A 14,885-nucleotide genomic window follows, 5' to 3' on the forward strand; every position below is an offset into this window, starting at 1 on the left:
GAGGTACAAAAATGAATCTTGGCTCACTTGTTTCTGAAACGCGTAACCCGCAAACCATGGATCTGGATGCGCTCTCCACCCTGGAGCTGGTTAACCGCTTTAATCAACAGGATACGCTGGTCGCGCAGGCTGTGAAAGAGACATTACCCGAGGTGGCGAAAGCTGTCGATGCGGCGGCGGAAGCCCTCAAGGCCGGCGGTCGCATTATCTACATGGGGGCGGGCACCAGCGGGCGTCTTGGGGTCCTGGATGCGTCAGAATGTCCGCCCACCTTTGGGGTGCCGCACGGTCTGGTCGTTGGGCTGATTGCCGGTGGACCCGGCGCGCTGCTGAAAGCCGTTGAAGGAGCGGAAGACAATGCACAGCTGGGCGAGGATGACCTGAAGGAGCTGAATCTGACCGAGAAGGATCTGGTGGTCGGGCTGGCGGCATCCGGGCGCACCCCGTACGTCATTGGCGGGCTGGAATACGCCAACCGGACGGGCTGCACGACGGTCGCCATCTCCTGTAACCCTGGCTCACCGATTGCGCAGGTGGCCGCTATTGCTATCTCTCCGGTTGTCGGGCCGGAAGCTCTCACCGGCTCCACGCGCCTGAAATCCGGGACCGCGCAAAAGCTGGTACTCAATATGATCTCCACCGGCGCGATGGTGAAGTTCGGCAAGGTTTATCAGAACCTGATGGTGGATATGCAGGCCACCAACGTCAAGCTGGTGGACAGAGCCTGCCGCATGGTGATGGAGGCGACAGGCGCAGGCCGTGAAGAGGCAGAAGCGGTACTCAAGCAGACCGATCACGATGTTAAACCGGCCATTTTGATGATCCTGAGCGGGCTGGATGCGGCTACCGCGAGAGCCAAACTCGATGCGCATAACGGCTTCTTACGGGCGGCATTAGAAAACTAACAGAGGCGTCTATGGACAAAACAGCAGCGCTCGCCAGCGATATCCTGCAGGGGATCGGTGGGGAAAAAAATATTCAGCGTCTCGAAAACTGCATGACGCGCGTGCGCGTCGAGGTGCATAACGACGACCAGCTCGACGTGCCGCGCCTGAAGCAACTCTCCGGCGTCAGCGGCTACGTGAAACAGGGGCAGCAGCATCAGCTGATCGTCGGGCCGGGGAAAGCGGCGCAGGTTGTTGATGCCATGCGCGCACTGATGGGCGTTAGCGCGAGCGCGTCGATTGACGATGCGGAGCGCACCAAAGCGCAGGCAAAGGCCAAATACAAAGCCCCCATGAGCGATGCGCTGCGTCAGCTGGCAAACGTCTTTATTCCGCTGATCCCGGCGTTTATTGCCTCCGGCCTGATCACCGGGATCATCAATATCCTCAAGCGACCGGATATTGTGGGGGATTTCGCCACGCACTATCCGAACCTGCTGGGGATTCTCGGGATCTTCGGCAGCGCTGTTTTCGCCATTATGAACATTCTGGTCGGGGTGAATACCGCGAAGGTGTTTGGCGGATCGCTGGCGATGGGCGGGGTCATGGCGGGCATCTTGTCCAGCCCGCAGCTGGCGCAGATCACGTTGTTTGGCGAGGCGCTCCAGCCGGGCCGCGGTGGGGTAATCGCAGTGCTGCTGGTTGTCATCCTGATGTGCTGGATCGAGAAAAGGCTGCGCGCGGTTCTGCCTGGCTCGATCGAGCTGATTCTCAACCCGCTGTTGACTACGCTGATTACCGGTAGCGTAGCGATTGTGGCCCTCCAGCCGCTAGGCGGGTGGATCTCTGAAGCCATCGCTCACGGTGCGTCTCTGGCTATTGACCGCGGCGGCCTGCTGGTGGGAGCGGTGCTGTCAGGTACCTTCCTGCCGCTGGTGCTGACGGGGCTACATCAGGGGCTGGTGCCGATCCACGTCGAGCTGGTGCAGGCGCACGGCTATAACGCGCTGCTGCCTATCCTGTCGATGGCGGGCGTGGGGCAGGTCGGCGCGGCGATTGCCGTACTGATGAAAACCCGCAACGCACGGCTGAAAAAAATGATTAAAGGCGCGCTCCCGGTCGGACTGCTCGGCATTGGCGAGCCGCTGATTTTCGGCGTTACGCTGCCGCTGGGTAAACCTTTTCTCGCCGCCTGTCTGGGGGGCGCGGTAGGCGGGGCGCTGATCAGCTACTGGAAAGTCGCCACCGTGATCACCTTTGGTCTTTCCGGTTTACCGCTGGCATTAACCATCGTGACCGGAAAAGTGATGCTCTATCTGTTAGGCTATTTAGTAGCGGTGATCGCCGGGTTCCTGTTTACCTGGCTGTTAGGTTTCAACGACCCAGAGGAGTAAGGTTTGGCAAATCACGCGCGTCGCGTTGTCTTTTTCGACCTGGATGGAACGCTGCATCAGCAGGATATGTTTGGTACGTTTATGCGTTACCTGCTGCGGCGTCAGCCTTTGAATGCGCTGCTCGTGCTGCAGCTCTTACCGGTTATCGGGATCGCGCTGCTGGTCAAAGGCCGGGCAGCGCGATGGCCGATGAGTCTGCTGCTGTGGGGATGTACCTTTGGGCACAGCGAAGCGCGGCTTAAGCAGCTCGAAAAGGATTTTGCGCACTGGTTTCGCGGCCACGTCGCCGCCTTTCCGGTGGTGCAGGCGCGCCTGACCAGCTACCTCGACGCGAATGATGCCGACATCTGGCTGATTACCGGCTCCCCGCAGACGCTGGTGGAGCAGGTCTACTTTGATACCCCCTGGCTTCCGCGCGTGAATCTTATCGCCACGCAAATTGCCCGCGGTTACGGCGGCTGGGTGCTGACCCTGCGCTGCCTGGGGCATGAAAAAGTGGTCCAGCTTGAGAAACGCATCGGTACGCCGCTGCGCCTGTACAGCGGCTACAGCGACAGCAAGCAGGACAACCCGCTGCTCTATTTTTGCCAGCACCGCTGGCGCGTCACGCCATCAGGCGAACTTCAGCAACTCGAATAGTCTTCTCTAAAACTGGCGTGTATAATGCCGCCCGCTTTTCGACTGGAGTATCAACCGTTGTCCAACCCTGAACACAATCATGAATACTGGATGCGCCACGCGCTGACGCTGGCTCAACGCGCCTGGGAAGAGGGCGAGGTGCCCGTGGGCGCGGTGCTGGTTCATAACAACCAGGTGATTGGCGAAGGGTGGAACCGTCCTATTGGTCGCCACGATCCTACTGCGCATGCCGAAATCATGGCGCTTCGCCAGGGCGGTCTGGTGCTGCAAAACTATCGCCTGCTTGATACCACGCTGTACGTGACGCTGGAGCCGTGCGTGATGTGCTCCGGCGCGATGGTGCACAGCCGGATCGGGACTCTGGTTTTCGGCGCGCGGGATGAAAAAACCGGTGCGGCCGGTTCGCTGATGGACGTGCTGGGTCACCCGGGTATGAACCACCAGGTGAAGACTATCGGTGGGGTGCTTGCACCAGAGTGTTCGGGGCTATTAAGCGATTTCTTTCGAATGCGCCGTCAGCAGAAAAAGCAGCAAAAGGCAGAACTGAAGCTGTCGGACGATTAAGCTCGTCCGGCGCCACGACAGGGTAACTTTGAGCCAGCTGTTTGGCCTCCGTCGCCTCTTTCTCTTTCTCCAGCAGATACCCGACCAGGCTAATCTGATATTTACGGATATTTTCCACGTAGGCGTAGGCTTCATGTCCGCGCGCGTAGCCGTATGTCAGCTTGTTATACCATGGCTTCTGGCTCAGCAGCGGCAGGCGCTGCTTAACGTCTGACCAGCTGTCCGGGTTACCTTTCGTTTTTGCCGTCAACGTTCGCGCATCAAGCATATGCGCGTAGCCCATATTATAGGCCGCCAGCGCAAACCAGATCCGCTCTTCTTCCGGCACCGTTTCCGGTACTTTAGCCATCATGTCCTGCAGGTATCGCGCGCCGCCGCTGATGCTCTGTTCGGCATCGGTACGATCGTTCACGCCCAGGCTCAGCGCGGTATTTTTGGTTAACATCATCAAACCACGTACGCCCGTGGGCGACGTGGCCTGGGTATCCCAGTGGGATTCCTGATACGAAATAGCCGCCAGCAGCTTCCAGTCAATCTCCTGGGCGTATTTTTCGAACAGCGGCTGCAGGTCCGGCAGGACGCTATCTACCGCGCGCAGGAAGCTGCGGGTGTCAACGTAGTCAAAGTCATCGCCGTGCCCGAGGTACTTCTCCTCCAGACGCGCCAGGGTACCGTCTTCATTGATGGTGTTGAAGAAATCAAGCATCGCGGCAGAGAAGGTCTGATCGTCATCAAGCTGGCTAAACCAGGTCACAGGCTGCTCGTCGGTGACGTCCAGCGCCACGGCGATTTCAGGATGCACCCGTTGGAACAGGCTGATCGCGACCGAATCGGCGATGGTGTACGGCACCTTCTGATCTTTTACCTGCTCCAGCAGCTCCGTCGTGCCGAGTTTCGGATCCACCGTCCAGCTCAGGTCGGGATATTTCTTCTCCTTGAGCTCCCGCAGATCGTCAATCACCACGTGGCCGGGCGCAATCGTCAGCTGCCGATCGTTAATCGAGGACAGCGAGCGCGGGCGCAGGCTCCCGACGCGGTAAACCAGCTGCTGAGAAACGGAGTAGTAGGTCGGGCCTGGCTGGTAGTTCTTGCTGCGCTCGCTGTTATACACCAGCCCGGCGGCGAGCATATCGGCATCGTCGTTATCGAGGTCGTCAAAAAGCTGGTTGATATTCTGGCGGACGGTGATTTTAAGCTTCACGCCAAGATAATCGGCGAACTGTTGTGCCAGTTCATAATCCAGGCCAATGATTTTGCCGTTGACGTCGCTGTAAATCAGCGGCGAGTTGAGGGTACTGACGCGCAATTCCCCCCGCTCCTGAATGGCGGCGATACGGTTTTCGGCTTTGCCGAACCAGGGGATGGAAGGCCAGAGGGCCACTGCCAGCAGCAACGTTACAATGCCGATGAGCAGATAATTAATCTTTAATTTTTTCAATTAGTTAATTCTCTGCGACGCCGGTTGCCTCAGTCTGCTGTAGCCATGTTAATCATAAGGTTTGCCATTGAATGAGCGGCATTTTGCGTAAACTTGCGCCACTTGGCAACCAATTAGAGAGACAGGTCACATCTATTGTTAAATCTCTGTGCAAATTTTATTTCGACGCAAACGGTTTCGTCGGCGCTCAGGATTCTCTATAATGACGCCCGTTTTCCCCCCTTGCGCACACTGTAAGCGCCCCGGCGCTTCGAAGACGAGAGACTTATGATGGAAATTCTGCGTGGTTCGCCTGCACTGTCTGCCTTCCGTATCACTAAACTGCTGGCACGTTTTCAGGCGGCCGACCTTCCGGTAAGCAATATTTACGCTGAGTATGTCCATTTTGCTGACCTGAATGCCCCCCTCAATGCAGAGGAGCGCGTACAGCTGGAACGCCTGCTCAAGTATGGTCCAAGCCTGAGCAGCCATACGCCAACCGGCAAACTGATCCTTGCGACGCCTCGTCCGGGCACCATCTCCCCCTGGTCTTCCAAAGCCACCGATATCGCCCACAACTGTGGCCTGAACCAGATTAACCGTCTGGAACGCGGCGTGGCGTACTACGTGGAAGCCTCTACCCTGAGCGACGCGCAGTGGCAGGCGGTTGCGGCTGAACTGCACGATCGCATGATGGAGAGCGTATTTACCTCTCTCGATGACGCGCAGAAGCTTTTCTCTCACCATCAGCCTGCGCCGGTACAGAGCGTAGACCTGCTGGGGCAGGGCCGTCAGGCGCTGATTGACGCCAACCTGCGTCTCGGCCTGGCGCTGGCAGAAGACGAAATCGACTACCTCCAGGATGCGTTTGTTAAGCTCAACCGTAACCCGAACGACATCGAACTCTATATGTTCGCGCAGGCTAACTCTGAGCACTGCCGCCACAAGATTTTCAACGCCGACTGGATTATTGACGGCGAACAGCAGCCGAAGTCGCTGTTCAAAATGATCAAAAACACCATGGAGCAAACCCCGGACCATGTGCTGTCTGCCTATAAAGACAACGCCGCGGTAATGGAAGGTTCCGAGGTGGGCCGCTTCTTCGCCGATCGCGAAGCAGGGCGCTATGACTTCCATCAGGAGCCCGCGCATATCCTGATGAAAGTGGAAACCCACAACCACCCGACGGCGATCTCCCCGTGGCCGGGCGCGGCGACCGGCTCCGGCGGCGAAATCCGCGATGAAGGTGCGACCGGTCGTGGCGCTAAACCTAAAGCGGGTCTGGTCGGTTTCTCCGTCTCCAACCTGCGTATCCCGGGCTTTGAGCAGCCGTGGGAAGAAGATTTCGGCAAGCCAGAGCGCATCGTGACCGCCCTGGATATCATGACCGAAGGCCCGCTGGGCGGCGCGGCGTTTAACAACGAATTTGGTCGTCCGGCGCTGAACGGTTACTTCCGTACCTATGAAGAGAAAGTGGACAGCCACAACGGCGAAGAGCTGCGCGGCTACCACAAGCCGATCATGCTGGCGGGCGGGATCGGCAACATCCGTGCCGATCACGTGCAGAAAGGCGAGATCGTCGTCGGCGCGAAGCTGATCGTACTGGGCGGCCCGGCGATGAACATCGGTCTGGGCGGCGGAGCGGCCTCTTCTATGGCCTCCGGCCAGTCTGATGCGGATCTCGACTTCGCCTCCGTGCAGCGCGACAACCCTGAGATGGAGCGCCGCTGCCAGGAAGTGATCGACCGCTGCTGGCAGCTGGGCGACGCCAACCCGATCCTCTTCATCCACGACGTGGGCGCGGGCGGCCTGTCCAACGCCATGCCGGAGCTGGTGAGCGACGGTGGCCGCGGCGGGCGCTTCAACCTGCGCGACATCCTGAGCGATGAGCCGGGCATGAGCCCGCTGGAAATCTGGTGTAACGAATCCCAGGAGCGCTACGTGCTGGCGGTTGCTGCCGACCAGCTGCCGCTGTTTGACGAGCTGTGCCGCCGCGAGCGCGCGCCGTATGCCGTCATCGGTGAAGCGACCGAAGAGCAGCACCTTTCCTTAAGCGACACCCACTTTGACAACCAGCCGATCGATCTGCCGCTCGACGTTCTGCTCGGTAAAACGCCGAAGATGACCCGCGACGTAACCACCCGCAAAGCGGCCGGCAAAGCGCTGGATCGCCAGGGCATCACCGTGGCAGAAGCGGTAAACCGCGTGCTGCACCTGCCTGCTGTGGCAGAGAAAACCTTCCTGGTGACCATCGGCGATCGCACCGTGACCGGTATGGTATCGCGCGATCAGATGGTCGGCCCGTGGCAAATCCCGGTCGCGAACTGCGCCGTGACCACCGCGAGCCTCGACAGCTACTACGGCGAAGCGATGGCTCTCGGCGAGCGTACCCCGGTGGCGCTGCTGGACTTCGCTGCTTCTGCCCGTCTGGCGGTTGGTGAAGCGCTGACCAACATCGCCGCAACGCAGATTGGCGATATCAAACGTATCAAGCTTTCCGCAAACTGGATGGCCGCAGCCGGTCACCCTGGCGAAGATGCTGGCCTGTATGAAGCCGTGAAAGCGGTGGGCGAGGAGCTGTGTCCAGCCCTTGGCCTGACCATTCCGGTGGGCAAAGACTCCATGTCGATGAAAACCCGCTGGCAGGAAGGCAACGAGCAGCGCGAGATGACCTCTCCGCTGTCGCTGGTGATCACCGCGTTTGCCCGCGTGGAAGACGTGCGTCACACCGTTACGCCGCAGCTTGCGACCGAAGACAATGCCCTGCTGCTGATTGACCTGGGTAAAGGCCACAACGCGCTGGGGGCTACCGCGCTGGCGCAGGTTTACCGCCAGCTCGGCGACAAGCCAGCCGACGTGCGCGACGTGGCCCAGCTGAAGGGCTTCTACGACGCGATTCAGGCGCTGGTGGCGCAGCGTAAGCTGCTGGCCTACCACGACCGTTCCGACGGCGGCCTGCTGGTGACCCTGGCAGAGATGGCCTTCACCGGCCACTGCGGCGTGGAAGCGAACATTGCGACGCTGGGCGAAGACCGTCTGGCGGCGCTGTTCAACGAAGAGCTGGGCGCCGTGATTCAGGTGCGTGCGGCAGATCGCGACGCGGTTGAAGCGATTCTGGCGAAGCATGGTCTGGCAGACTGCGTGCACTATCTGGGCAAAGCCGTTCAGGGCGACCGCTTCGTTATTGAAGCAGACGGTCACGCGGTGTTCAGCGAAAGCCGCACCACGCTGCGCATGTGGTGGGCGGAAACCACCTGGCAGATGCAGCGCCTGCGTGATAACCCGGAATGTGCCGATCAGGAGCATAACGCGAAAGCGAATGACCAGGATCCAGGCCTGAACGTGAAGCTCTCCTTCGACATCAACGAAGACATCGCCGCGCCGTACATAGCGACGGGCGCGCGTCCAAAAGTGGCCGTGCTGCGCGAGCAGGGCGTCAACTCCCACGTTGAGATGGCGGCTGCCTTCCACCGCGCGGGCTTTGACGCTATCGACGTCCACATGAGCGACCTGCTGGCCGGGCGTACCGGTCTGGAAGATTTCCAGGCGCTGGTGGCGTGCGGCGGCTTCTCCTACGGTGACGTGCTGGGCGCGGGCGAAGGCTGGGCGAAGTCCATCCTGTTCAACAGCCGCGTGCGCGACGAGTTCGAAACCTTCTTCCACCGTCCGCAGACGCTGGCGCTGGGCGTGTGTAACGGCTGCCAGATGATGTCTAACCTGCGTGAGCTGATCCCGGGCAGCGAAGCCTGGCCGCGCTTTGTGCGCAACCAGTCTGACCGCTTCGAGGCGCGCTTCAGCCTGGTGGAAGTGACCCAAAGCCCGTCTCTGCTGCTGCAGGGGATGGTCGGTTCACAGATGCCAATCGCCGTTTCCCACGGCGAAGGTCAGGTAGAAGTGCGCGACGCTGCGCATCTGGCTCAGCTGGAGAGCAAAGGCCTGGTAGCGCTGCGCTTTGTCGATAACTTCGGCAAGGTGACGGAAACCTACCCGGCTAACCCGAACGGCTCCGCCAACGGTATTACGGCGGTGACCAGCGAAAGCGGTCGCGCGACCATCATGATGCCGCACCCGGAACGCGTGTTCCGTACCGTGAGCAACTCCTGGCACCCGGAAAACTGGGGCGAGGACAGCCCGTGGATGCGTATCTTCCGCAACGCGCGTAAGCAGCTGGGTTAAGTTTTAGCCCCACCCCCTTCCAGGCCCGGTAAGCGAAAGCTTGACCGGGCTTTTTTATTTGTGTCGCAATTACGCGACAGACCCGCAATATGGCTGTCTCCAAATGGAGACACCTAACTCTTTGATTTATATATGTCAGGTAAGGTTCCCCTTAAGGTGTTGCTGAATAGCGACACTTAGCCTGAAAATCATTCAACCGATAATTAACGTGATAAACGAGTAAAAATCATATATTTCAATGTGTTAATATTTTGTTTTGCATTCTGGCACGGGTGTTGCATAATATTAACCAGTGGCTCATTCACCTTCTTATGTCAGCCCCTTCGGGACGCGCTACATAAACTTCGAATGACGCACAAAAAGGTGCCTGCCGTCCAACTACTGATCATAGCGATGCTTTATCAGGCCAGGGCGAAACGTCGAGTTAGGCACCGCCTCATTCCATGACAAAGCCGGGTTTTTACCCGGCTTTGTTGTATCTGAAGGGCAGACTCAGTTACGCTCTGCGTAAATCCCCATTAAGAGAGTAATGCGTTGAAACGCTGGCCCGTTTTCCCCCGCTCCCTGCGGCAGCTCGTCATGATGGCCTTCCTGCTGATCCTGCTGCCGCTGCTGATCCTTGCCTGGCAGGCGTGGCAAAGCCTGAACGCGCTGAGCGCGCAGGCGGCTTTGACCAACCGCACGACGCTCATCGACGCCAGACGCAGTGAAGCGATGACCAACGCCGCGCTGGAAATGGAGCGAAGTTATCGTCAGTATTGCGTGCTTGACGATCGGACGCTGGAAAAGGTTTATCAGAGCCAGCGTAAACGCTACAGCGAAATGCTGGACGCTCACGCGGGGGTCTTACCTGATGACAAGCTCTATCAGGCGTTGCGTCAGGATTTAAACGATCTCGCGCAGCTGCAGTGCAGCAATAGCGGCCCGGATGCCGTTGCTGCCGCGCGCCTCGAAGCTTTTGCCAGCGCCAACACCGAGATGGTGCAGTCAACGCGCGCGGTGATTTTCTCTCGCGGCCAGCAGCTCCAGCAGGAGATTGCCGAGCGCGGCCAGTTCTTCGGCTGGCAGGCGCTGGTGCTGTTCCTGGTGAGCCTCGGGCTGGTACTGCTCTTTACCCGCATGATCATCGGCCCGGTAAAGGGCATCCAGCGTATGATCAACCGCCTGGGGGAGGGGAAATCGCTCGGGGATACGGTCGCCTTTAAAGGTCCGCGCGAGCTGCGATCCGTAGGCCAGCGCATTATCTGGCTGTCCGAGCGCCTGGCGTGGCTCGAATCACAGCGCCATCAGTTCCTGCGCCATATCTCTCATGAGCTTAAAACGCCGCTGGCCAGCATGCGCGAAGGGACGGAGCTGCTGGCGGACGAAGTGGCCGGGCCCCTTACGCCAGAGCAGAAAGAAATTGTCGAGATCCTGGATAACAGCAGCCGCAATCTGCAAAAGCTGATTGAGCAACTGCTGGATTACAACCGCAAGCTGGCTGACGGGGCGGTCGTACTGGAAAACGTTGAAATTGAGCCGCTGGTGGATATGGTGATCTCCGCCCACAGCTTGCCAGCAAGAGCTAAAATGATGCATACCGGCGTTGAGCTGAATGCGCCTGCGTGCCTGGCTGAACCCATGCTGCTGATGAGCGTTCTGGATAATCTTTACTCCAATGCGGTGCACTATGGTACTGAATCCGGTAACATTTATATCCGAAGTAATACGAATGGTTCACGGGTGTTTATTGACGTCGCAAACACCGGCACCCCGATCCCCGATGACGAAAAAACCATGATCTTCGAACCCTTTTTCCAGGGAAGTCATCAGCGGAAAGGCGCGGTTAAAGGAAGCGGTCTGGGCTTGAGCATCGCCCGGGACTGCATACGACGCATGCAGGGTGAGCTAAACATTGCCGCGGACGAACGTTCAGATGTTTGCTTCCGTATCGAACTGCCCGTGAGCCGGAAAAATCAATAAAATGAATCTATGTCTGGTGAGTATGTCACACGTCTTTTTCCGCGCCGTACGTGCGGTGTTTTCCAGCAAAACGCTTCGCCTGAGCCTGCCCTGTTTATTTCTGGCAGGGTGTGTTTCCCATGCGCCACAAAGTGCCATTAGCGATAAACAGGAAGATAAATGGCCCGATAACCAGCTGGCAGACTTCCTCTCAACCCGCTGTGACGACATCTGGAACCTGTCAGGACATGACGTTGAAAGCAACCCGCTGTTCTGGCTGCGTGGGATAGATTGCGCCCAGCGTCTGGCGCCGGTAGACGCCCGCTCGAAGGCGGCGATGCTGGATGACGATACCTGGCAGGACGCTTTCAAGCGTGGGATTTTACTCGCAGATGCGAAAATTACCCCCGTTGAACGTCGCGTCAATGTGACCCGACTGGACACGTTTGTAGTCAATCTTCCCGTGCAGGTACGCCCGGTATACCAGCTCTGGCGCGATGGGCAGACATTACAGCTTCAGCTGTCTGAAGAGCGCTCCCGCTACAGCAAGCTACAGCAGTCAACCGACAGCGAGCTTGATACGCTGCGTCAACAGCAGCAACATTTACGTACGCAGCTGGATACCACGACGCGTAAGCTGGAGAACCTGACGGATATCGAAAGGCAGCTCTCGTCGCGCAAATATCAGCCGGGGAGCTCATCCGCTGCACCGGACAGCGATACGCCGAAACAAGAGGATGTGAAGCATGACGAGCCGTAAACCTGCCCATCTTTTACTGGTGGATGACGATCCCGGTCTGTTAAAGCTGCTGGGGATGCGTCTGGTGAGCGAAGGCTACAGCGTCGTGACCGCTGAAAGCGGGCTGGAAGGGCTGAAGATCCTCAGCCGCGAGAAAATCGATCTGGTGATAAGCGACCTGCGGATGGACGAAATGGATGGCCTGCAGCTGTTCGCGGAGATCCAGAAGCAGCAGCCGGGTATGCCCGTGATCATCCTGACGGCACACGGGTCGATCCCGGATGCGGTTGCCGCGACGCAGCAGGGGGTCTTCAGCTTCCTGACCAAGCCGGTGGACAAAGACGCGCTGTATAAGGCTATCGACAGCGCGCTGGAACATGCCGCCCCGGCGGGGGATGAAGCGTGGCGGGAGTCCATCGTCACCCGCAGCCCCATTATGCTGCGTCTGCTTGAACAGGCCCGGATGGTGGCGCAGTCCGACGTCAGCGTGCTCATCAACGGCCAGAGCGGAACCGGAAAAGAGATCCTGGCGCAGGCGATCCATAACGCCAGCCCGCGCAGTAAAAACGCCTTTATCGCCATTAACTGCGGCGCGCTTCCGGAACAGCTGCTCGAATCTGAACTGTTTGGTCACGCCCGCGGCGCATTCACCGGCGCGGTGAGCAGCCGGGAAGGGCTGTTCCAGGCCGCGGAAGGCGGCACGCTGTTCCTGGACGAGATTGGCGACATGCCCGCACCGCTGCAGGTCAAACTGCTCCGCGTGTTGCAGGAGCGAAAAGTTCGCCCGCTGGGCAGCAACCGCGATATCGATATTAATGTGCGCATTATTTCCGCCACCCACCGCGACTTGCCAAAAGTGATGGCGCGCAACGAGTTTCGCGAAGATCTCTACTACCGTCTGAACGTGGTGAATCTGAAGATCCCTGCGCTGGCGGAGCGTGCGGAAGACATTCCGCTGCTGGCGAACCATCTTTTGCGCCAGGCGGCCGATCGCCATAAACCGTTCGTGCGCGCGTTTTCCACCGACGCGATGAAGCGGCTGATGGCCGCAGGCTGGCCGGGTAACGTGCGCCAGCTGGTGAACGTGATTGAGCAGTGCGTGGCGCTGACCTCCTCACCGGTGATCAGCGATGCGCTGGTGGAGCAGGCGCTGGAAGGGGAAAACACGGCTCTGCCGACGTTTGCGGAAGCGCGGAATCAGTTCGAGCTGAACTATCTGCGCAAGCTATTGCAGATCACCAAAGGCAACGTGACCCACGCGGCGCGCATGGCCGGACGCAACCGCACCGAGTTCTACAAGCTGCTGTCGCGCCACGAGCTGGAAGCAAACGATTTTAAAGAGTAATGCCGTATGGTACTGTGAGCAATCGATTACGAGGCAGCTTACAGGCAAGAGTTTAAGGACCCACCATGAAAAAGATTGATGCGATTATTAAACCTTTCAAACTGGATGACGTGCGTGAAGCGCTGGCGGAAGTCGGCATCACCGGGATGACCGTGACGGAAGTGAAAGGTTTTGGTCGTCAGAAGGGCCACACCGAGCTTTACCGTGGCGCAGAGTACATGGTCGACTTTCTGCCGAAAGTAAAAATTGAAATCGTGGTCAGCGACGATATCGTCGATACCTGCGTGGATACCATTATCCGCACCGCGCAGACGGGCAAAATCGGTGACGGTAAAATCTTCGTCTTTGACGTGGCGCGCGTGATCCGTATCCGTACCGGCGAAGAAGACGACGCCGCGATTTAAAAATGCCAACGGTTTTGTAGGCCGGGTAAGGTGCAACCACCCGGCGAAAAAAAAGCCCCTCGAACGAGGGCTTTTTCATTACAGCACCTTATGCGGCCCGAAACATTCGTAGTGAATGTTGTCTTTGTTCACACCCAGCTCCACCAGCTGCTTCGCGGCATACTGCATAAACGCCACCGGCCCGCAGACGTAGAACTGCATGTCCGGCGCGCTAAACGCCCCTTCCATCTGGCTTAAATTCATCAGGCCTTCGCTGTCAAACCGCGCGGCCGCGCGGTCTGCATCCGTCGGCAGGCGATACCAGGCGTGCGCGGTGAAGCGCGGCAGGAACGCCCCGAGCGTTTTCACTTCATCCGCAAAGGCGTGCACGTCGCCGTTTTCCGCAGCGTGGAACCAGTTTACCTGCGCGCCGTGGTTGGCTTTCGCCAGCGTATCTAGCATCGCCAGCATTGGCGTTTGGCCGACGCCCGCAGAGATCAGCGTAACCGGGGTATTCGCTTCTACGGCCATGAAGAAATCGCCCGCCGGCGCGGCCAGATGGACCACGTCGCCCACGTTAGCTTCGTTGTGTAGCCAGTTCGATACCTGACCGCCGTCCTCAAGCTTCACCGCAATGCGGTAGCCTTTGCCGTTTGGCTTGCGGGTAAGAGAATACTGGCGGATCTCCTGATACGGGAAACCTTCAGGCTTCAGCCACACGCCCAGATACTGGCCCGGCTGGTAATCGGCAACCGGCTGTCCGTCCACCGGCTCAAATTCAAAGCTGGTAATCAGCGCGCTGCGCGGCGTTTTCTCAACGATGCGGAAGGCGCGTGTGCCTTCCCAGCCGCCGTTCTTGCTGGCGTTTTCGCTGTAGATCTGCGCTTCGCGGTTGATAAACACGTTTGCCAGCACGCCGTAGGCTTTCCCCCACGCGTCCAGCACCTCCTGGCCCGGGCTGAACATCTCGTCCAGCGTTGCCAGCAGGTGGCTACCCACAATGTTGTACTGCTCGGGCTGGATCTGGAAGCTGGTGTGTTTCTGCGCGATTTTTTCCACCGCGGGCAGCAGTGCCGCCAGGTTTTCAATATTGCTGGCATAGGCCGCGATGGCATTGAAAAGCGCTTCGCGCTGATCGCCGTTACGCTGGTTGCTCATGTTGAAAATTTCTTTGAGCTCCGGGTTGTGCGTGAACATGCGATCGTAGAAATGGGCGGTGAGTTTAGGGCCGGTTTCCACCAGCAGGGGGATGGTGGCTTTAACGGTAGCGATGGTTTGAGCGTCGAGCATGGCAGCTTCCTTCTGATGTGACTTTAATGATGTATTTTAAATGCATCTTATAAAAAATACCCCTGCGTTGTAAATGGTTCTTTGCAAGATGAAAAATATGCATCACAAACCTG

The 14,885-nt window shown here is 58.5% G+C and carries 11 protein-coding genes; 9 read left to right on the top strand and 2 right to left on the bottom strand.

Annotated elements, in window-relative coordinates; genetic code table 11:
• Positions 1-11 precede the first annotated feature (11 nt).
• Genes murQ through tadA form a run of 4 tightly spaced genes read left to right on the top strand, consistent with a single transcriptional unit; the run spans position 12 to position 3,481 of the window.
• Complete coding sequence (gene murQ, locus M2422_RS19875) at positions 12-905, top strand: N-acetylmuramic acid 6-phosphate etherase (RefSeq protein WP_064673774.1); 894 nt, start codon at positions 12-14, stop codon at positions 903-905.
• A gap of 11 nt (positions 906-916) precedes the next feature.
• Complete coding sequence (locus M2422_RS19880) at positions 917-2,278, top strand: PTS transporter subunit EIIC (RefSeq protein WP_064673773.1); 1,362 nt, start codon at positions 917-919, stop codon at positions 2,276-2,278.
• A 3-nt stretch (positions 2,279-2,281) separates the two neighbouring features.
• The gene (gene yfhb / locus M2422_RS19885; RefSeq protein WP_064673772.1) at positions 2,282-2,917 is read left to right on the top strand and encodes a phosphatidylglycerophosphatase C; all 636 of its coding nucleotides are present in this window, start codon (positions 2,282-2,284) and stop codon (positions 2,915-2,917) included.
• A gap of 24 nt (positions 2,918-2,941) precedes the next feature.
• Positions 2,942-3,481, top strand: a complete 540-nt coding sequence (tadA, locus tag M2422_RS19890; RefSeq protein ID WP_032665130.1) for a tRNA adenosine(34) deaminase TadA — start codon at positions 2,942-2,944, stop codon at positions 3,479-3,481.
• Here tadA and mltF read toward each other — a convergent pair.
• Positions 3,369-4,919 (bottom strand): membrane-bound lytic murein transglycosylase MltF, encoded by a 1,551-nt coding sequence (gene mltF, locus M2422_RS19895; protein WP_064673771.1) that lies wholly within the window; start codon positions 4,917-4,919, stop codon positions 3,369-3,371. The two genes, tadA and mltF, sit on opposite strands and share 113 nt — an antisense overlap.
• Before the next feature lie 267 nt (positions 4,920-5,186).
• Here mltF and purL point away from each other — a divergent pair, with 267 nt between their 5' ends.
• The 5 genes from purL (at position 5,187) to glnB (ending at position 13,503) form a co-directional block, all read left to right on the top strand.
• Complete coding sequence (gene purL / locus M2422_RS19900; protein ID WP_033146232.1) at positions 5,187-9,074, top strand: phosphoribosylformylglycinamidine synthase; 3,888 nt, start codon at positions 5,187-5,189, stop codon at positions 9,072-9,074.
• A gap of 534 nt (positions 9,075-9,608) precedes the next feature.
• On the top strand, positions 9,609-11,036 hold the full coding sequence (qseE, locus tag M2422_RS19905; RefSeq protein WP_033146231.1) for a two component system sensor histidine kinase QseE/GlrK: 1,428 nt from the start codon (positions 9,609-9,611) through the stop codon (positions 11,034-11,036).
• 1 nt (position 11,037) lies between these two features.
• Positions 11,038-11,775, top strand: a complete 738-nt coding sequence (gene qseG / locus M2422_RS19910) for a two-component system QseEF-associated lipoprotein QseG (protein WP_064673770.1) — start codon at positions 11,038-11,040, stop codon at positions 11,773-11,775.
• The gene (gene glrR, locus M2422_RS19915; RefSeq protein WP_023308835.1) at positions 11,762-13,099 is read left to right on the top strand and encodes a two-component system response regulator GlrR; all 1,338 of its coding nucleotides are present in this window, start codon (positions 11,762-11,764) and stop codon (positions 13,097-13,099) included. Before qseG ends, glrR begins: the two co-directional genes overlap by 14 nt.
• A 65-nt stretch (positions 13,100-13,164) precedes the next feature.
• On the top strand, positions 13,165-13,503 hold the full coding sequence (glnB, locus tag M2422_RS19920; RefSeq protein ID WP_003860685.1) for a nitrogen regulatory protein P-II: 339 nt from the start codon (positions 13,165-13,167) through the stop codon (positions 13,501-13,503).
• Positions 13,504-13,581: 78 nt separating this feature from the next.
• Here glnB and hmpA read toward each other — a convergent pair whose 3' ends face one another.
• Entirely contained in the window at positions 13,582-14,772 is a 1,191-nt protein-coding gene (gene hmpA, locus M2422_RS19925; RefSeq protein WP_064673769.1) for an NO-inducible flavohemoprotein, read from the bottom strand.
• Positions 14,773-14,885 lie beyond the last annotated feature (113 nt).

The organism is Enterobacter sp. SLBN-59 (genome assembly GCF_024807915.1).
Classification (GTDB): Bacteria; Pseudomonadota; Gammaproteobacteria; order Enterobacterales; family Enterobacteriaceae; genus Enterobacter; species Enterobacter asburiae_B.